General features: G+C 45.0%; 13 protein-coding genes. 4 read left to right on the top strand and 9 right to left on the bottom strand.

What is annotated here, in order from left to right; genetic code table 11:
* Positions 1-25: 25 nt before the first annotated feature.
* Both selD and AC1DSE_RS02620 read right to left on the bottom strand, forming a co-directional pair.
* A complete protein-coding gene (gene selD, locus AC1DSE_RS02625; RefSeq protein ID WP_477508957.1) occupies positions 26-1075 on the bottom strand; it encodes a selenide, water dikinase SelD in 1050 nt (349 codons plus the stop codon).
* Positions 1076-1213: 138 nt separating this feature from the next.
* Positions 1214-1657, bottom strand: a complete 444-nt coding sequence (locus AC1DSE_RS02620) for an Lrp/AsnC family transcriptional regulator (RefSeq protein WP_477508958.1) — start codon at positions 1655-1657, stop codon at positions 1214-1216.
* A gap of 155 nt (positions 1658-1812) precedes the next feature.
* Here AC1DSE_RS02620 and AC1DSE_RS02615 point away from each other — a divergent pair, with 155 nt between their 5' ends.
* Positions 1813-2865 (top strand): oxidoreductase, encoded by a 1053-nt coding sequence (locus AC1DSE_RS02615; RefSeq protein ID WP_477508959.1) that lies wholly within the window; start codon positions 1813-1815, stop codon positions 2863-2865.
* 196 nt (positions 2866-3061) lie between these two features.
* Here the strand turns inward: AC1DSE_RS02615 and AC1DSE_RS02610 are convergent, their stop codons facing one another.
* Together AC1DSE_RS02610 and AC1DSE_RS02605 are read right to left on the bottom strand one after the other, a co-directional pair.
* Positions 3062-4270, bottom strand: a complete 1209-nt coding sequence (locus AC1DSE_RS02610; protein ID WP_477508960.1) for an MFS transporter — start codon at positions 4268-4270, stop codon at positions 3062-3064.
* A gap of 35 nt (positions 4271-4305) precedes the next feature.
* Entirely contained in the window at positions 4306-5475 is a 1170-nt protein-coding gene (locus AC1DSE_RS02605; RefSeq protein ID WP_477508961.1) for a serine hydrolase domain-containing protein, read from the bottom strand.
* Positions 5476-5651: 176 nt separating this feature from the next.
* Here AC1DSE_RS02605 and AC1DSE_RS02600 point away from each other — a divergent pair, with 176 nt between their 5' ends.
* Positions 5652-6110, top strand: coding sequence for an Lrp/AsnC family transcriptional regulator (locus tag AC1DSE_RS02600; protein WP_477508962.1), 459 nt, complete (start codon positions 5652-5654; stop codon positions 6108-6110).
* Between the two features lie 201 nt (positions 6111-6311).
* On the opposite strand, the gene AC1DSE_RS02595 is transcribed toward AC1DSE_RS02600, so the two are convergent.
* From AC1DSE_RS02595 to AC1DSE_RS02580, 4 genes are all read right to left on the bottom strand, one after another.
* A complete protein-coding gene (locus AC1DSE_RS02595) occupies positions 6312-7877 on the bottom strand; it encodes an alpha-L-rhamnosidase-related protein (RefSeq protein WP_477508963.1) in 1566 nt (521 codons plus the stop codon).
* A gap of 94 nt (positions 7878-7971) precedes the next feature.
* Positions 7972-8808: a carbohydrate ABC transporter permease gene (locus AC1DSE_RS02590; protein WP_477508964.1), complete on the bottom strand. Its 837-nt coding sequence runs from the start codon at positions 8806-8808 to the stop codon at positions 7972-7974.
* Positions 8805-9686 carry a carbohydrate ABC transporter permease gene (locus tag AC1DSE_RS02585; protein WP_477508965.1) on the bottom strand — a complete coding sequence of 294 codons (882 nt, stop codon included), beginning with the start codon at positions 9684-9686 and terminating at the stop codon, positions 8805-8807. Before AC1DSE_RS02585 ends, AC1DSE_RS02590 begins: the two co-directional genes overlap by 4 nt.
* 87 nt (positions 9687-9773) lie before the next feature.
* Entirely contained in the window at positions 9774-11141 is a 1368-nt protein-coding gene (locus AC1DSE_RS02580) for an ABC transporter substrate-binding protein (RefSeq protein WP_477508966.1), read from the bottom strand.
* A gap of 171 nt (positions 11142-11312) precedes the next feature.
* Here AC1DSE_RS02580 and AC1DSE_RS02575 point away from each other — a divergent pair, with 171 nt between their 5' ends.
* A complete protein-coding gene (locus AC1DSE_RS02575) occupies positions 11313-13112 on the top strand; it encodes a cache domain-containing sensor histidine kinase (protein WP_477508967.1) in 1800 nt (599 codons plus the stop codon).
* A 7-nt stretch (positions 13113-13119) separates the two neighbouring features.
* Entirely contained in the window at positions 13120-14667 is a 1548-nt protein-coding gene (locus AC1DSE_RS02570; protein ID WP_477508968.1) for a response regulator, read from the top strand.
* Between the two features lie 60 nt (positions 14668-14727).
* On the opposite strand, the gene AC1DSE_RS02565 is transcribed toward AC1DSE_RS02570, so the two are convergent.
* Positions 14728-19365 (bottom strand): glycoside hydrolase family 3 C-terminal domain-containing protein, encoded by a 4638-nt coding sequence (locus AC1DSE_RS02565; RefSeq protein WP_477527368.1) that lies wholly within the window; start codon positions 19363-19365, stop codon positions 14728-14730.
* Positions 19366-19784: the final 419 nt, after the last annotated feature.

Here is a 19784-nt window from a genome sequence, read left to right as displayed (position 1 = left end):
TTTAATGACTCCTTAATGGTTTATCTTACAGCACAACAATTTGGCCAGCATTACTTTCTGTTGCTTCTCCAACTATACTTGCTTCCACACCTGCTTGCTTAAGCTCATTCAGCATTTGCTCAGACTGGTCTGCCGCAACCGCAATGAATAAACCGCCTGAAGTCACCGCATCACATAGAATCCATCGATCAACTTGGTCCATCGCTTGTGGGAAAATAACATCATTTTCAACATGCTTAAAATTGTTCTTCGTGCCGCCAGGAACAAATCCATTTTCTGCAAGTTCTCTGACACGAGGCAATTTGGGTACCGCTTCGTTTACAATCGTTATTCCTACTTCGCTTCCTTTAGCCATTTCCAGTGCATGTCCGATTAAGCCAAAACCCGTTACATCAGTACAAGCATGCGTTTCATATTTATTCATTATTTCTGCTGCTGTCTTATTCAATGTAGCCATGACGCGAGTAACACGCTCGATTTCTTCCACACTTAATTGTTCCTTCTTAATCGAAGTTGTCATAATGCCCACACCAATTGGCTTCGTCAAAATCAGCTTGTCTCCAGGTCTAGCACCTGCATTGGTTTTAATTTGATCGGGATGAATTAAACCGGTTACTGCTAGTCCAAACTTGGGTTCCTTATCGTCAATGGAGTGTCCGCCTACAAGGGTAGCTCCAGCCTCTTTCACCTTATCTGCTGCTCCACGTAAGATGTCTGTTAAAATGTGCTTATCTAGTGTTGCGATGGGAAAAGCAACAATGTTTAATACCGTTAATGGCTTACCGCCCATTGCATAAATATCGCTTATTGCGTTAGCCGCTGCAATCTGTCCGAAAGAATAAGGGTCATCTACGATTGGAGTAAAAAAATCCACTGTTTGAACCAATGCCAAATCGTCGCTTATTCGAAATACACCTGCATCATCGCTTGTTTCGATGCCCACAAGCAAATTAGGATTACGTTCCGCTAGCGGGAGGTTTCCTATGACTTCTTTTAAATCAGCCGGACCGATTTTGCAACCGCATCCTCCCTTGCTAGATAAAGATGTCAGCTTTATGGTTTCGTTTGAATGCATTAGATTCGTCCCTCTCTTACTCGTCATTAATAATTAATAATAAAATCGTACCTGATGTTTAGTGGGAACGCAAATTTATATTGGCATATTTAAAGCTAGTGTCAGGAATGTATTCAAAATGAATATATGGGTTTCTATCTATTTATCCTGAATATTAGGTACGACCTTACTATGCTCAATAGGTGAGGAGAGGACGATTAAAGTTGTCGAGTCTCCAAACTTTCCCATTTCATTAATCACATTTTCCATGGAATGCAATGATTCGCTAATCACCTTAACCAAAAAATTGTACTGACCACTTATACGATGCATCTCAAGTACATCAAGCGAATTTTTGCAATGATCAACAAAACTTTCGCAGCTCTTCGTATGAAATAATAAGTAGGCAACAATCGATTTGTTCAATTTTTCAAGAGAAACAACAGCACGGTAATGATCAATAATGCCTTTTTCCTCCAACCTCCGCACTCTTTCTGTTACTGCTGGCTGCGACAATGCAACGGCTTTCCCTAACTCCGTCATTGAAATTCTTGCCTGATCTTGAAGAATCATAATAATGTTTTTATCCAGTTCATCGACCAAACTAGTCACTCCTTTATTTTCAATGTCAAATAACATTAATAAAACAATTTTAAAGGAAATCATGATGCAATACCTTGAATTTATTATGTAAAATAGAACGATTCCATTATAACATTAATGCATAATCAACTGTTAAGCACTGAGGAGGCATAAAGATGGAATCTAATAAATTGCTTGAACAAGTTACGATTGAAAATTGGACGCTTCAATCACGTGTAGTCATGGCGCCTATGACTCGTTCCTTTGCCGACAATAAGTCAGGAGTGGTTGGTCCAGATGTCGTAGAATATTACCGTAAACGGGCAGCTGACGGTGTTGGTCTGATCATTACGGAGGGGATAAACCCTAGCCCAAGAGCCAAAGGAACCTATGGTATATCAGGGCTATACACCAACGAGCAGATCCAAGCATGGAAAAAGGTGACTGATGCTGTTCATTTGGAAGGTGGAACGATCGTGGCGCAGCTTTGGCATGTTGGCAGGCTGACCCATCATGAATTAACAGGAGGTTTTCCTCCTCAAGCGCCATCTAGCATTGCAGCAAATGGACTCGTACATCGGTTACGCAAACCTTATGAGATACCTGAGGCGATGTCTCAGGACGAAATTTCCGAAGTGATTGAACAGCATGCTGCTGCTGCGAGAAATGCGATAATTGCCGGTTTTGACGGGGTTGAAATCCATGCAGCCCATGGGTATTTAATCGATCAGTTTAATTCAGAGGTTACAAACACTCGGACGGACAACTATGGCGGGGACATATCACAGCGTCTAACATTCATGAAAGAGCTGCTAACTGCCGTCGTTACAGAAATAGGAGCGCCAAGGACTATCGTTCGTTTTTCAGAAATAAAAGATGATATTCCGAATTATAGTTGGGATAATCCCGAACAAACAATGGCTGCTTATATACAAATTTTCAAGGCATTAGGCCTTAAGATTCTTCACCCCTCAACCAACCAGTTTACTAAGATATTCACCAAAGGAATGACATTTCATCAAGCTGTGCGTGAACATTGGAATGGTAAAATAATCGGAGTAGGAAATTTAGATTATGAATCTGCTGCCGCTGCTATAAAAGCGGGAACCATAGACTTAGCGGCTTTCGGGCGGCCGCTCCTCGCCAATCCTGATTTTGTTCAGCGTTTGAAGGCCGGAACCAGCATAACACCGTATGATGCTGCACTTCATCTTAAACATCTTGTCTAATACGTTACTAATAAATCACTATAGATTAAAAAATGCAGACTAGAATATGCGTTTGCGATAAACAGCAATCCCCCCATCCTTAATCACCATAAAAAAACAGAAGCCGCCAGCTCATGTCTGACGGCTTTCTTCTCTGAAGCAAGTAACAACTTAAACTCGCATAAATCATTCAGCTGATTAAATTCATAATAAACACCTAATGCCTCTTTGAAGGGAATCCGTATTCTTTAGCACGCCACGCGACTAGTAGTGCAAGAACGATAAGAATAAGCAATGACAGCGGGAAAGAACCGACACCTACAGTTTCTATAAGAATAGCGCCCAACACGCCACCAACGCCGATGGCTAGGTTCCATGCCGTCACCAGCATAGACTGGGCCACATCTGCGCTTTCGCCAGCAGCTTCAGCCATGGTTGTCTGCAGCAATGTCGCCGCGCCTCCGAACGTCAGCCCCCATACAGCAACCACTAGGTAGATCACGATCGGTTGGTTATTACTAAAGGTTAATACGATGGATGCGATGGCGAAAGCAAGCAGGCTAATCAAAACGAGTGGCCGCAGTTTCCGGTCGATCAAAACACCGATGATCCAAATTCCAACAAGCGCTGTTATGCCGAAAATAAGCAGTACCAAGTCTACACGATGAGAGAGTCGAGCATGAGCAAGATACGGTGCAATATAGGTATACAAGATGTTATGTGCAAGCACCCAAGCAAGAACAACAAACAGTACCGGACGTACTCCTGACATACCAAATACCTTATATAACGAGAGTCTTTTACCTGGCGATTCTCCTGGATAGTCCGGTAATTTCCAAACCACCCAGACGACTAATATCAGAGCCATAAGTGACATAATCCCAAAGACAAAGCGCCAGCCTACGAGCGAACCAAGCCAAGTTCCTGCGGGGACACCAAGCGCCAGCGCTAGAGGTGTACCCACCATGGCCACTGCCATAGCTCTTCCCTTGAGTGATTCCGGCACCATACGGCGGGCATAACCTGCTATCATGCCCCATAAGACACCCGCAGAAACGCCCGCGAAAAACCGAGCGATCAGCGTCAGTGTATAGTTGGAAGAAAAAGTGGTAACTGTGTTAAAGACGAGAAAACCAAGAATGCACATAAGCAGCAACGGCCTTCTCCGCCAGCCGCGCGTCATGGTCGTTAGGGGAATCGCAGCCAGCAGTGAACCAAGGGCGTACAAGGTGACAAGCTGACCAGCAAAGGCTTCCGATACTCCAAGTCCATGACCTATTTGCAGCAGCAAGCCTGCTGGAATCGTTTCAGTTAGGATACAAATAAACCCCGTCATCGCAAGGGCGAGTAATCCAGCCCACGGGAGACGTTCTGAAGGAACTGCGCTGGAAGCACTCTGTGTAACAGAAGCTGGGTTTGAATTCATTATAAAAGTACCTCTCTTTTATTTATGTTCGATCTCTATTTATTAAGCCCGTCATAAACAGCATCGCAAAGGTCAACGGTAAACTGACCTGACATGCCTTCGAGTGCAGTATTGGTGAACGCCACCACACTTAGACGCTGATCAGGATCAACGAACCACGAATGACCATAGGTGCCACCCATGCGCCATGTACCAGTTGATTCAGAAGTGTTTGCTAACACTGGATCCTTAAGCACCGTAATGCCTAGGCCAAAGCCTCTCCCCGGCCAGAAATCCATTGGCAGATCACCAATCTGGTTTGTGGACATCTCCTGAACAAGAGACTGTGGCAGCAGAGGAGCTCCGCCATTCCGTAATGTTTCCAGCAGCACCAAAAAATCGTCTGCACTTCCAATCATGCCAGCACCCCCAGAAGGATAAGCCGTATCATCAAGTGCCCGGCGCGGGGAAAGACGGAAGCCCGCTGTTCCTTCTAAGAAGGGAATGCTATCGTGCTCAAGCAAAGGCCGTGGTTCTGGAACTTCATTAGTATAAGCAGTAGTAAGACGTTCTGGGGCGATTGCAATAAAGCTAGTATCGCTCATACCAATTGGCTTTGTCACAAGTGAATGCACTGCTTCGCTTAACGGTGTTCCTGTAACCTTCTCAATTACTGCGCCCAGCACATCTGTCGCGATCGAATATTTCCACTTGGTGCCTGGCGTATAAAGGAGCGGTACAGAAGCTAAACGAATCAGGTTCTCTTCCAAACTGATGCCAGGTTGATCCATACCATCCGATACGCCAGCTTGATGATAAGAACCATTTTCTTCTTGAAAGAACCGATAGGTCAGCCCAGCAGTGTGCGTCATCAAATGACGAACCGTTAATAGGGCAAGCTCACCATTTTGGAGACGTGGCTGAAAGTTTGGCAGCCAGTGATCAACACGGTCATTCAGCTTGAGTAGGCCTTGCCCAACTAATGCTAAGGCAGCTGTTGTAACGATAGGTTTGGTAACAGAAGCTAGCCGGAATAATGCATCTTCACGCATGAGCCGATTCATTTCACGATCGGCATAACCCGCAGCGCGGCTATAAACCACATCCCCGTCTATCGCCACTTTAATGACAGCACCGACCAACCGCTTATCAGCAAGCGTTCGATCGATGACCTCATCGATCCTACCTGCTAATCGTTCTGTACTAAACTTGTTTGTATGCAACATACTTAGATGTTCATCCTTTCGAAATAGTTAAAGCCTTATACACTTTACTATTGTAAGTATATTATATAAAATAAGTTATCGAGCTTACATAAGGGAACGAAGTTAGATTCGCCTTTTTACGGTTAAAGCCAAGCTAGTTTATAACGGATACCTTAAATTTAAAGGAGTAGATTTGTATGGACCATGTAGATAAGCAAATACTTTATCATCTCCAAAGCCAAGCGAGAATTTCTATGACTGAACTTGGAAAAAGCGTCGGTTTATCGCAGCCCGCAGTAACAGAAAGAGTTAAGCGCATGGAGGAAAAAGGAATTATTAGTGAGTATCGCACCGTTATTTCTCCTGATAAAATTGGTAAACATGCATCAGCCTACATGTTGTTTCATTCAAGAGATTGTCATGCATTCCTTGCGTTCTGCCGCTCTGCTCCTGAAGTCGTAGAATGTTACCGCATCAGCGGAGAACACAATTACTTATTGAAAGTAATAACCGACTCCACACAAGCTCTTGAAGAGTTCGGAAATCAATGTGACAAATACGGAACCTATACAATTCTAATTGTCATGTCATCGCCTATCGATCATAAATTTCTTATCCCCGCGCTTATAGATGCCAACTCCAATATGCTGAGTTAATCCGTCCCTTTCGAAATAGAAGATATGTCCTTAGCTTTTGCCCCTTTGATAGCAGCACAAAAAAATGCGTCCCTAAAATTCCATCGAATAAACCTGAGGTTTGTTTCAATGTCCATTTTTAGGGATGCACTTTAAATTAGTTCCAATATCCTCTCTTTTTTATAATCGAGTTGAGAGGCTCTCCTCCTAGAGAATAGCTTTCTAGCTGTAGTCATTTACAAAGTATTTCCGTATAAAATAAGTCGGAGTACAGCTCCATGCATGACAGTAGCTGTTGATTAAATTGCTGCCGTACGGCGACAGCTTCTTATCGCTAGGATTATACAGCTCCCAGAAGGTATCCGCTCCATCCTTGATCATCTCGCCCCAATAGGCGCGCATTTCGGACATTGCCTTCTCTTTTCTTCCACTCAACAGCAGTGCCTCAATCAGATGATGATAAAGGTATGGCGTCGACATCGCAATTGCCGGAGGCCGATCGAATAAACGATCAAGCAGCATGCCATTTTGTTCCGCATCCATCACCTCTGCCAGCACCATCCAAATTTGTGAGGCCCAAGATATCTGACTACCAGGCCCGCTTGTGAAATACCCTTGATCTTGATCCCAAAGAAACGTCATAGCCGCGTCCGTCGCTTGCTGGATTGCCGACGAAATAAAAGCATGCGCTTCACCTTCACCCAGCTTCTCAGCTAGTGCAAGTCCTCTTTTAAGACAATAAATTAGAACGGCCTGCGCGCCTGCCTGCTTGTTCAGCTCATCATGCCAATCAAGAAAGCAGTACCATGTATCATCATCCGTTACGATTCCCCGTTCATCCAGTCGCTTCAACCCAATTCGAAGCTGCTCCACTGCAATCGGCCACAGCTCATTTAGCGTAATACGATCCTTGGTTGCTTCATAATAATCATATAAAGTGGCAACGAAAAAGAGCGAGTAATCATATAAATAGATGTCATCTACAAAAGGTGCAGGCTTCTCATATAAACAAGCACCTACCTGTCCGTCCTCAAGCAGCATTCCGCCAAAGAGATACAAACATCTTTTGACAAGGTCATTGCTGTTAAACGTTTCATAGTTTACTAGCGCTTGAAGTCGCAGATCGCCGATCCAAAGCCTTCGATCCCGCTTCGGACCGTCCTCAAAGACAGTATGCATACAGTCCTGAAGTGTCTTAATACCGATGCGATCCATCACCTTTAGCTCATTGGATATACCGTCCGGAAGCGGCTTGACCTGCGAGACATCACCTGAGGTTACGGTCTTGCAATAAATCTCAGAAAATGAAACGCTGTACCGCTGTGATGTGGCCAGTACGATTATTTTCAAATACCGGAAAGTATAGCGCCTTGGCAGCGTTACCATCCCTGGCAGCACGTCGATATTGATCGTCTCATCCTGCAGCCAAGACCGGCTGAGCCAGCCTTCATAATTGTCGAAGTCCTCTCCGATCTCACAAGGCATCTCACCGAATATGAGCTTTAACCGAAGCGGCGCATCCGCATTACTGTGTACATTGTTAATTGAGAGCGTAAGGTACCCAACCTGATGAACCCCAAAATCGAGCGTTACGCTGTCTCCTTTGGATAATACTCGATTGGCTAGCTCATCAATCGAATCGATACGCACTGTCCGCCAGCCCTGAAAGGCGTCTGTGTCTTTCACAATGTCAATCAGGCTTGTAGGAAAAACCTTTTCTTCATATAAATGTGGAATCAGCGTCTCCGCCAAGTCCACGAATGGTTGGTTCGTTTGTTTCGTTTTCATTGCCTTATCTCCACTTCTGCCTGAAGGCTAATAATCGTAAGGCCTGCGGTCAAAATAGATCGGGGGGAGTTTTTCTCTCCACTTGGTTTGCTACTCAGCCTTTGACTGCTCCAACCGTCATCCCGCCCACAAAGTATTTTTGCAAAAACAGAAAAGCAACTAGGAGCGGCAGCGCGCACAGGAAACAGGCAGCAAACAGCACATTCCACTGCGTAGGGTTTTGCTGATCACCGAGAAAGCCCAGCATAGCTAGGGGCAATGGGGATTCAGCCGCTCGGGAGATGAAGATCATATTAAAGAAGTAGTCATTCCATATCCATACACCCTGTGTAATAATGACCGACACCGTAACCGGGATAAGCAGAGGGAATACCACCAGCCAAAACCTGCGGAACAACCCCGCTCCATCAATATGAGCCGCTTCCTCCACCTCTTCCGGTACGCCGCTTCTAATGAAGCCTGTATACAAAAATGTGGAAAAAGGAAGACTGCATGTAATAAACATCAGTATCGGTGTATACTGTGAAGTCGGTATATGAAGCGAATTGATCATCTGCACGATCGGGATGAGCACCATCTGTGAGGGCACAACCAGTCCCGAGAGAAAAAACAAATATAAAAATTTGCTCCATTTGGTTTTAAGCCTCGCCATTGGGTAAGCCGCCATCGCTGCCAGCAGTACGACGAAGATAACAGAAAGTCCTGTAAGTATAATGCTGTTCATAAGTGCTTGCGGAAAATGCATCCGTTCAAAGGCAGTACGATAGCTTGCAAAAGAAATTTCACTAAACAAGTTTAGCGGATTGGCATTATTTTTTGGATCACGAAGCGAAGTCGACAATGCAATAATGAGCGGGATCAAATTAACAGCCATCACAACGATGACGCCCAGTTGAACCAGTGTCTTTTTCGTCAAAGAACCGATAGTCATGCCGACACCTCCCGTTTGTTCATGCGGATAACAAATGCTGCAGTAAGCACAATAATCAGGGCAAAGGAAATAACGCCAAGCGCTGATGCCTTACCGAACAGCTGCTCCGTAAAAGCCATCTTGTAGATGGAATAAATCAACGTATTGGTAGAAGTGCCCGGACCACCGTTTGTCATAATAAACGGGAAGTCGAAGGCCTTCAATCCATTGATTAGACTAAGCGTTACATTAATCGTTATCGCAGTCGCAAGCAGCGGCAGCTTCACATGCTGCAACAGCCGCCAAGGGCCACAACCGTCCATTTTCCCTGCTTCGAGCAAATCATTAGGGACGGTTTGCAAGCCAGCAAGGAAAATAATCATTGTTGTTCCAATATTTTTCCATATCTCAACAAAAATGATGGCATATAGTGCTGAGGAGTAGCTGCCTAGGAAATTTAGATTGTCGTCATTTATGCCGAATTTATCCAGGAAGGTTGAGATCATACCGTAATCCGGCATGTATACGTAGCTCCAAATGAATCCGACAACGATTGCGCTGAATAACGTCGGAATGTAAGACAAGGAGCGATAAATCCCTTTCCCTCTAATTTTCATGTTTAAGAGAAGTGCAAGTGCAAGACCAATGATATTGCCGAGCACCACTGTAACTAGCGTATAAATCAACGTATTCTTGACGGAAATACCTAGTGTATCTCCTTTAAATAGTGCTTTGTAGTTATCTAGTCCGATGTAATTGTACGCTTGAGCGAAACCGTTGTAATCAGTGATACTATATTGAAACAATCTCAATATCGGAAATATCCAAAAAATTAAATAAAAAATGAGGGCCGGTATTGCAAAAAAGTACATTGTTTTTTTCATTACGGTCGAATTCATGTTGCTCCATCCTCTCCAGCTAACCTCATAACGGCAGGGAAGACAGTCGTCTTCCCTCCGCTACTACTTACCCATTCACTCTAAAGATTATTTATTTTTCCATAGCTCCTGGAACTTCTCATCCATCGCCTTCGCAACATCCTCCGGCGTCGTTTTTTGTCCGCCAATGATTTCTGCGAATTTGGCTTGCATCACATCAGAAACACCTGCAGGCCACATTTGGTTGCTAAAGTATACCGAATTGCCGTTTGTTTGATAGTTATCGTTGACGTCCTTGAACAACTCGTTTGTCAAAGGAACATCCTTGTATACACTGATGGAGCTGTTGGAAGCAACATAAGCTTTAAACAATTCCGATTCACCGTCGAACAGATAATTAAGAATTTCTTTAGCTGCATCAAGATTTTTGGACTTTGCATTTAACCCATAGCCAGCAGCGGTTGCCGCTGATACAAACGTTGGTTTGCCAGCGTCATTGCCTGGAAGAGAAGCAAATCCGCGATTAAACTCCGCCGCGCCCTTCGACGTCATAGAAGCGTAGTCCCATGTGCCTGTAAACGTCATAGCCGCTTTGCCATCGATGAACAACTGGGAAGCCTGCGCGCTGCCTACTCCAAGTGAATTTTTCACGACATAACCTTTGTCATACAGCTCTTTGTACATCGAAATAGTTTTCACCCATTTAGGGTCGTTCAGCGATTTTTCACCATTTTGCACTTTTACATCAAAATCCATTTCATCCGGGTAAACCACGTTTGCTGCAATCGGGTACATACCGAATTGAATGACCCAAGGGTCTTTATCGCCAAGCACGATCGGCGTAATGCCTGCATCCTTCAGCTTTTGGCAAGCTTCAAGGAAGGATGTCCAGTCTTTCGGGAATTCGGTCACACCCACTTGCTCCAGCATTTCCTTGTTGTAGTAAACGCCTAGGTAATCAAGACCTTCAGCGACGCCGTAAGGCTTGCCGTCATAGGACATATCCTCCTTAGCGCCAGCACCGATATTGTCCCAGAATTTTAAATCGGACAGATCAGCAGCAAAACCCGCTTTAGCGAAATCGATGACTCCGCCTGCTGCATTTTTAGGGAAGATCCAGAAAATATCCGGCCCTTGTCCCGCTGCAAGCTTTGTACGCACCGAAGTATTGTATTGATCATCGGGAAGCTTCTGTACTTCAAGCGTGATGTTCGGGAATTTCTCCTTCACGAGACGCGGCAACGTCTCGAGCTCGAAATCTTCCCCTTCCGACGCTTTGTTGCCAGACATCATCATCGTTAACGTAATCGGCTCTGAAGAATCAGTTCCTGCATTTTTACCACCTGCGTCGTTGGTGCCTGCATTAGTTGCCGGCGTATTCGTCGCGTTCAAAGTACCATTGTTGGAGCTGCAAGCACTGAGCAGAACGAAGCAAAATACTAAAATAGCGAGCCCCATTGTTTTTACTGATTTCATTTTGCATTTCCCCCTGTTTTTATTGTTTGTGGTAATGACTTACTCTCTCCTGCCATTTCATGAGACGCTATTGCCTTAAGCACACTTTTATAATAATGTGAGAAACAGTATAAATGCTTTAGCTCATTTGGTGCACTATTTTTAGATTAGACAAACAAGGAGGATACGTGTATGCTCTTTTTTAATATTAAAACTAAGCTGTTTCTTGTTCTTGTTCTCGTATCCATCGTGCCTATTATTGTCGTTACTGTCAGTTCTTATCGCAGCTATACCCGGCTTGTCAATGAACAGACCTCCCTTGTTGCATCCACAACGATCAACAACTCGGTAAAAAGCATTGAGGAAATCTTGAAAAATATTGACCGGATCTCAATTACTGTGCAGCAGCAGTCATCCACTGCAACCGCTTACAGTACAGTCAGCGATGAGCTGAGGAAGCTGCAAAATACGAACAACCAATACGAGATTTTCATTACGAGAGCCAAGCTGAAGCTGATTTTCGAAAATATTTTACTGGGTTATAATTACATTAATGGAATTTACCTATTCACGCCCGACGGAAAATTCATTAGCTACGGAAATGGAACAGACTTAATGGTTGATTACATTCCCTTCAACGACGAATGGTACAAGCAGACCGTTGCAAGCAAAGGAGAGCTTTACATCGGCGATGTTGGTGTAAAGCCCTATATCATTAATGCCAAATCTTCAATCGGTTTTTCAAGGTCGCTTTTTGATCCCAATTCCAATGAATTTTTAGGCGTTTTTATGCTGGATTGCAGCATGGACATTTTTGCAGGCTTAAACAGGAATCCAGCCCCAAGCATATCAAATATTTATTTAGCAAATGAGCAGGGGAAAATATTATATGACGGCACTAATCGTGACATTGGTCAATATTTGCCGGATGGACTGCTCCGCAAGTCTATGGCGATGACGGGCTCTAAGCAGCAATTCACAGATTCCAAAAGCTTAACAGTCATTCAAGCTGTACCAAGCAATAATTGGAAGGTCATTGCCAATATTTCGGTCGCCAAAGTGTATGAACAATACGGCATATCGCAAAAGCTGATCATTTATGTATCGGCCTCCTGCGCCATTATCTTTCTACTTCTTTCCTTCTTCCTCTCTAATTTAATTACAAAGCCGATCATTCAATTAACAAAGCTGATGCGCAAAAACAAATCGCAGCGCTTCGTCATGATTGAAGCCGACAAAAAAAGAGTCGATGAAATTGGGATTCTGTATTATGAGTACGGCAAGATGATGAAGGATATTGATACCCATATTCGCGAGAGCTACCAAAATCGCATTTTGACCATGGATTCGCAAATGAAGGCGCTGGAAGCTCAAATCAACTCACATTTCTTGTACAACACGCTTGAATCAATCAATAGCATTGCAGAAATCGAAGAAGTCGAAAGCATCGTTGTTATGACCAAAGCTTTAGGTGATATGTTTAGGTACAGTATTAAAACCGATAGCGAGCTGGTTGCCGCTGCCGAGGAAATCCAGCACGTGGACAATTATATGGCAATTCAGCAAATCCGTTATAGCGAAAAAATTGCATTTACAAAAGAAATTGAAGAACAAGTACTGCAAACCAAAATGTTGAAGCTGATTCTGCAGCCACTCGTGGAAAACGCGATTTATCACGGCCTTGAGAACAAGCGTGGCAAAGGTCGAATCACGATCAAGGGTTATCAGCACAATGAACTCATAATCTTCGAAATTTGCGATGACGGTGCAGGCATGTCGCAAGAGCAGGTCACGGAGCTACGGAATCTGCTCGCCCAGCCGCCTGAGTTTTCGTCTATTGGGCAGCGTACCAAGCAAAGTATTGGTATAAAGAACGTCCATTCTCGGCTCACTCTTTATTACGGAATCGAAGATGGCGTTACCATTGAAAGCGAAAAAAACATAGGCACAACCATTCAAATCAAAATTCCTTCGAATTGGGAGAAGAGGTGAACGCCAGATGTATTCATTCATTATCGTAGATGATGAGCCCTTAATACGAAAGGGACTACTCAAAAAAATTCAATCCTTCGAGCATAAGCTCACATTCGCCGGAGAGGCCGACAATGGTGCCGATGGGCTGGAATTAATTCAGCACCTAGACCCGGATATTATCTTTACGGATATGCGCATGCCTGAAATGGATGGAAAATCATTAATGAAAATCGTGCATCAGCAATATCCCGACAAAAAAATGATCGTTATTAGCGGACATTCGGACTTTGAATATATGAAAGAAGCGATATCCGCTAAAGTTGTTAGTTATTTGCTGAAACCATTTAGCAGGGAAGAGATTCATCGCACGCTGGAGCAAGCGATCGATGCTATTGAGAAGGAGCGGAACGTCAAGCAGGAGGTAGTACTAAAAGCAGCTGAAAAGGAGCACATCAGTTATCATTCCGATATCCAATCGCTGCTGCATCTCCTAATTGGGATTCAGCAGAAAGATAAGCTGCCCATCTTCCAATCGGCGCGGCTAAAGGAAGTGTCTGCTGCTTCGGCACATATTTTACTGACGCTCTATGCGCCAGCTTCGATTCAACAGCCTATGATCGGGCTTCAGCAGGATTATATTTATATCCCGCATTCCCAAAGCGATAAGCTCGCATTCATCCTTCTATCGTTTACGGAGGAGCGATCAGTCACGACGATGCTTAAGCATGCCGAAAGAACGGCAGCGGAGCTTATCCACACCGTTAGTGTAAGGAAGGGCAGCGAAGGCTGCGTAGGCATAAGTACTGTTGTCCACCATTTAAGTATGCTGCGCCAAGCACACCATGAAACGATTGCCGCATTGGATCAGCGGTCGATTACCGATTTTGGGCGCTGCTATCTTTACAACAAACAAAGACTTTTACCGGATGTTATGCTGTGGGAACGGACTCATGAGCTGCTGTTCCTGATTGAATCAGGTCAAACCGCGAAGGTGAAAGAGCTGGTACTTGATTTTTTCGCCTTTTATATACGACAGCCTGCCGTCTCCCTTGCTCAGCTAAAGGAGCAAAGCAGAGATATGATTCAAGAGGTCAAAAAAATACTTTCGGCCTACCTCCAAACGCATGAAGACGGCTCGCCGTCCTCAAGCCTGGAGTCCGTGCTTAATATTTCTTTTGATCTGATTTCCATTCAGGAGTACCTGCTCACTGTCTTAATGAGTACCGCCGATTTATTGAAGGAAAACTCAGCTTACTCCTCCGAAAACATGATCGATAATATTAAAACGTATATACACAAAAATTACACCAAGGATTTAACACTGGAAAAAATATCATCTCTTTTTTATCTTAATCCAAGCTATTTAAGTTTCCTGTTCAAAGAAAAAACTGCGCAAAATTTTACCGACTATATTAACCAACTGCGCATTGAGCAAGCCAAAACACTATTAAAAAGCACCGATGACAAAATATACAAGGTTGCGAAGCAGCTAGGTTATGATAATCCCAAATACTTTTTTCGGGTATTTAAAAAAATGACAGGCCAGACGCCAGAAGAATTTCGCAAAAGCTAAAGCTAAGTAAGAATAGCCTGCCCTCTCACGAGGTGCAGGCTATTCTCCTATCTCTTAATATTAGGAAATGAGATCGATAATTACGCTGTAGGTACGGATCGCGACAGCAGCCAACTCAGCACGCGTAATCGTGCTTGAAGGCAGCAGTTGCTGCGCCGAATTCCCTTTGAAAATACCGTATTTAACAGCGACCGCCATTGYTGTTCGGTTTTCCTTGGATATGCTCGCAGTATCCGAGAAGCCTTGCAGCAGCTTGCTCACTTCCCCTTCGCTCAGCGTGATGTCGAGACCAGCATACCGAAGGGCATTGACGAGTACGTCAGCCATGCCTTCACGAGACATTGGCGTATCTATCGCTAGTGTTGTGTAGCTAACTAATCTATGCTGACTTGCAGTTCTGACCACTTCATCATACCATTTCACATCCGCTGCGTTTTTTACCGGCGTTATGCCAAGCACGTTAAGTGCTGCCATCAGCGTCTGTGCCTTGGTTGTTGAAGCTCCCGGTTGCATCGTAGATGATGTCACACCATTGATTAAAAGCTGACTGCTTGCTTTGGCAATCTCTGCTGCGTACCACGCTTTAACTGGAACGTCAGTAAACACACGCTCCGATGATACAGTCACATAAGTGCCGCTTAAGGATACAAGCGCTTTGATGATCGACTTACCGCTCGTATCTGTTGTAATTCGGCTCGGCACCGGTGTTAACGTGCCGTCATCGGCAACCATCGCCAGTGCGGTCACCTTTTTGCCTGCTTCAGACTGAATCGAAATCGTTGCTGTTACATAAGAGCCTTTCAAATCCTTTACTTTAATGCCTACTGGCGCCCCAACTACAGTAACGCCCTCAGCCTTGATATTCTTCACCTTAGCAGTATCGGACGCGGTTGCTGCTGTAATCGTAACCGTCTGCTCTATGCTAGGCGTACCAGTGCCAGATGTGTTACCGCCTCCTGATGAAGAATTTGCAATCGTTAGTGTCAACGTATTGCTGTTTGTCAAATTGCCGTCGAAGGAAGCTGCCTTCGATTGGATGGCGATTGTTGCAGCTTTCGCAGTTCCGCTGAACTGCAGCGTGGCTTCTAAGCCAGATGCCGCTGGAGTGACCGAAGCTAACGTTAAGCCGCTGGCAGCAGAAACAATATTCCAATTGTCCAAATTGGAGGCATCTGCACCAAAAGGAGCACCGTCGCTCTTCACAACAACGGCAGGGTTTATTTGGGCAGCAGTAAGCTGACTAGAGCTGCTGATTACGGGTTCACTCTCAAACGCCAAGCTGTCAATACGAAGATCGGCGGCTTTGAACACAACGTAGAGATTGTGCTTGCCCTTCAAGCTCGTGTTGCTCAATTCTGCTTTTACGTCGACATAAGCCAGCTCCGTTACCGGAACAGATGCATTCGCAATCGTATAGGATCTAGGCTTTGTTGCCGGAACCTCAATCATCGCGAGCGGGGCGCTGCTTGGGGAATCCGCGTGTAATGTAATTATTCCTCCCGCTGCGTCAGAAGCTACCGAGGCTTTAACGCTTTTTGCATTTGTCAGATCCACATTCGGCAGCGCTACGTAGGAACCGTTTTGTTTTGAGCGGACGGCATAATAACCTCCGACTACCTTTTTCGCTTTCAGATTTTGCGCAGTGCGTTCTTTAGAAACCTCATGATAGATGACTTCATGGGAGGCATAAGCATGGTCGAACACATTAAACGGTTTATAGACCTGCAGCGGTGCAATCGCATCTCCATTAATTGCAAGGACCTTCTCACCGCGAATGTCCTTGGAGGATGCGCCAACCATTAACGTGTATGCACCATTTTCTACAATGAAGCTATTTTTATTCACGTCCCAGATGCCGAAGTCACCAGGGTCAACAGACAGAGTAACCACTTTACTCTCGCCTGCTGCCAAAGCGATTTTCTCAAACGCGACGAGCTGCTTCTTCGGAGCAGAGCCGCCATAGCCTGATTGATTGTTTTTAATATAAAGCTGAACGACTTCTGAAGTATCGACAACGCCAGCATTTTTCACTTTTACAGAAACGGTAAACGGCTCATTCCCGCTAGCACTCATTGGCACTGCCAAATCGCTGTATATAAAGCTGCTGTAAGAGAGGCCGTATCCGAACGGATACGTAATTGGTGCATCCGTGTACATATAAGTAAGCTTTGACTCCATAGGATCGGCATTCGTCATGTCCAATGTAAAACGCGGATCAATGGTAGCCATTGATGCAGTCTTGTTACCCTCTGGAATAACATATTTATTTATTGCCGGGAAAGCGGACATATCTGAATACCAAGTGGACGTCAGGCGGCCCGTTGGCGCATAATCGCCATAAAGCACCTGAGCCAGTGCCCGTGAATCGTATTGCCCCCCATATGGCTGATACACGATAGCAGAGACATTCGGATTGTTCTGAATTTCCTCAAGCCCAACTGGAAAGCTACTTTTGACAACAACGATCGTCTTCTTGCCTTTCGCCGCGAAAGCAGCAGACACCTTGTCTACAAGCTCGTAATCGGCATCGCCCATGTACAGGCTGGAGCGGTCATTGCCTTCCCCTGCGCTATGGCGCGGGACTGCTCCCACGAATACTACGGCATAATCAGCAGTCGCCGCCCTAGCAACAGCATCCTGTCCGACTTCCTTCACAACCGTTTCTTTAAATTTCACATCTGCACTGCGAATAGCTGCATTCGATTCATTTCCGAGTACCGCAGCTGCTGTTTTCAGCTTGGCATCTGCACCTGCTGTAATAAAACGTCCATTTGAATAATACCAATTTGTAAAATCACCGGAGAAGCCGCTTCTATAGCCATTCGCTACAAGCGATATGGTTTGGTCAGCGTTTTGCTCGATGCGAATTCTTGGCGGGATCGCACTCGTATTCCCAAGCATCGCTGCAAGATCCCAATCATTGTTGGTTAAATTGAGCGTTGTTCCATCCGTATTGCCTACCGCTGCATTATTACTGGCCGGAGATGTCACCCAGCGGTTGTTTTTGAGCGATAGCAAGCTGTACCCTTCTTGTCCCCAATCGAAGACCCGGAATAGCTGGGCAGGATCGGAAACATTAAGCTGGTCCGCTGTCGTTACTAGCTGAGCTCCTCCCGTATTAGCTGCAGGATCATACACATTAGCGGTAACGGTCTGATTATTATTCATTGCAGTAAGTGCGATAACCTTGCTCGCTGAATCGTAAGTAACATGGTTAGATCCATTCGCATTAATAATCGCGAGCAGCGGAGATACGCCCGATTCAGGAAGCGCAGGAGTTGTTCCTACTGAATAAGTCGTTTTAAATCTCGCATCTGCGTAGATACCGGATACCGCTGCATTTTTATTTTTGGCCAGCGGCAGAATACCGTCATTTTTCAATAAAACAATGCTCTCTTGCGCTGCTTGAAGTGCAATTAGCTGATGCTCCGGCAAGCTGTAAGTTGCTGCCGCTGTCGTACGCACATCCTTAGCATCCTGTGCAAACGGATAAAATTTCGGTATTCCGTTTTCATTGACTTCATTAAAAATGCCAACGCGTACCATTTGATTCACATGAGGCCTTGCTGCCTTAATTAAATCCTCTGCGGTAATGCCATACTCCCCTTTATTTACCAGTGCAACCAAATCCGGCACATCGGCAGGCGTCGTACCTGACGGCCTTCCGGCATTCGCTTCAGCCAGCGCCATCAGTACCGTTGCATGCGTACGGTCGACAGCATAATTAGTATCATAGCCGTTGCTTAAATTGCCTGAACTCGATACATGGGCATCCGCGTTAAAGTCTGGCGAGCTGTAAACGCCGTACTTCGAGAAATCATTCGCATGCAGCTGCAGGGGAGATAAAATATTCGGTATCCCATTCGTACGGCCATATGAAGTCATAACACCTGCAATTGAGCCCGATTCCAGACCCTTAAGTGGGCTGCGTGTCTGGTACTCGAACATCGCTCTTGCCCCGGCGCTATTGTTTGAAGTCTCACGGAACCATTGCGCGTTATAAACAGAATAATGCTTGGTACCGACAGCTGCACGCATCCAGAATCCGTCATCGCTTGCCGCTTGGTCTATGCCGCTAAGTCCCGAAGCCATCTTATCTATTAATGTCCCTGCCATGTAAGGATCTTCAGAATAGCCCTCGTCGAATCTTCCGCTTAAAGGGTTGATACGCATGTCGCTGACCACTGTAAAAGCAACAGTAGCCGATGCATTCGTACCGCCATGAATATTGGACTCTCCTTGTTTTACTTTAAGTAAACTGATTTTTTCACTGCCCACTACCTTCCCTATATTGGAGAGCAGCTCCTTGTTCCAGGATTGTCCCATGCCTACCAGCGCTGGGAAATCCGTTGACACCCCTTGCACATTATCCGCGGCCGCAAGTGCGCCAGGAATGATTTTCCCGGCATTTCGCCCTTGTGTCAGCGTATAATGATTGCGTGAGCCTGTTACATAAACAGCGGGTCCCTCGAGCCCCGTATAATCAAAATACGTATCCACATACGCATCCAAATGCTCCGGATTGCCATCAAATAACGGCATCCCGTCAAAGACTCCTCCGTTCTGCGTTTTAAATACAACATTTGCTGCTGCTTGAACTGGCTGGACGGCGTTTGCAGTTATGCTTGTGGCAAGAACCCCTGCAAGCACCAAAGACAGCATTTTCTTACCCCTTCTATGCTGGGTTTTGTAGTTCATTTTTTCGCTCCCTCTCTTCTCTCATTTTTTTGCAATCGCTTTCAATAGTGACCCAAGCTCATTATACAATTGCCAAGAGTACACTTTGTTTCTACCTTTTGGTGCAGTAATTTTAGATTTTCAGTTCAGTAGAACCACCAACCCCCGAGGCACTCCCCACCTCTTCCATCCGGGTTTCATAACCATATCTTTCTACAACATGCTGAAAAAGTTGCTTTTTCATTCGAATACTCGAAAACAAGATATGAAATTTGATGATAATACGACTATGCAAAAAGCTCATTGTCAGTGTTCTACAATTAACATAATGTCTCGTGGAAAAGTTAGTCCTAGGCATGTTCTGCACTTTTCGTTGTGCATTGTGTTTTTCTATGTGCCAGGTACCTCGCTTACGAACCTAGCAGCTCTTATTTCGCCAA

Source organism: Paenibacillus sp. 01L418 (genome assembly GCF_056400045.1).
Note: the sequence above shows the minus strand (reverse complement) of the source record. Positions and strands in the feature narration are given on the sequence as shown.

Bases quoted from the DNA above. Each gene is read 5' to 3' on its own strand.
- selD (WP_477508957.1), bottom strand. From the start codon at position 1,075: ATGCATTCAAACGAAACCATAAAGCTGACATCTTTATCTAGCAAGGGA.
- AC1DSE_RS02580 (WP_477508966.1), bottom strand. From the start codon at position 11,141: ATGAAATCAGTAAAAACAATGGGGCTCGCTATTTTAGTATTTTGCTTC.
- AC1DSE_RS02590 (WP_477508964.1), bottom strand. From the start codon at position 8,808: ATGACTATCGGTTCTTTGACGAAAAAGACACTGGTTCAACTGGGCGTC.
- AC1DSE_RS02595 (WP_477508963.1), bottom strand. From the start codon at position 7,877: ATGAAAACGAAACAAACGAACCAACCATTCGTGGACTTGGCGGAGACG.
- AC1DSE_RS02600 (WP_477508962.1), top strand. From the start codon at position 5,652: ATGGACCATGTAGATAAGCAAATACTTTATCATCTCCAAAGCCAAGCG.
- AC1DSE_RS02615 (WP_477508959.1), top strand. From the start codon at position 1,813: ATGGAATCTAATAAATTGCTTGAACAAGTTACGATTGAAAATTGGACG.
- AC1DSE_RS02575 (WP_477508967.1), top strand. From the start codon at position 11,313: ATGCTCTTTTTTAATATTAAAACTAAGCTGTTTCTTGTTCTTGTTCTC.
- AC1DSE_RS02605 (WP_477508961.1), bottom strand. From the start codon at position 5,475: ATGTTGCATACAAACAAGTTTAGTACAGAACGATTAGCAGGTAGGATC.
- AC1DSE_RS02610 (WP_477508960.1), bottom strand. From the start codon at position 4,270: ATGAATTCAAACCCAGCTTCTGTTACACAGAGTGCTTCCAGCGCAGTT.
- AC1DSE_RS02585 (WP_477508965.1), bottom strand. From the start codon at position 9,686: ATGAATTCGACCGTAATGAAAAAAACAATGTACTTTTTTGCAATACCG.
- AC1DSE_RS02570 (WP_477508968.1), top strand. From the start codon at position 13,120: ATGTATTCATTCATTATCGTAGATGATGAGCCCTTAATACGAAAGGGA.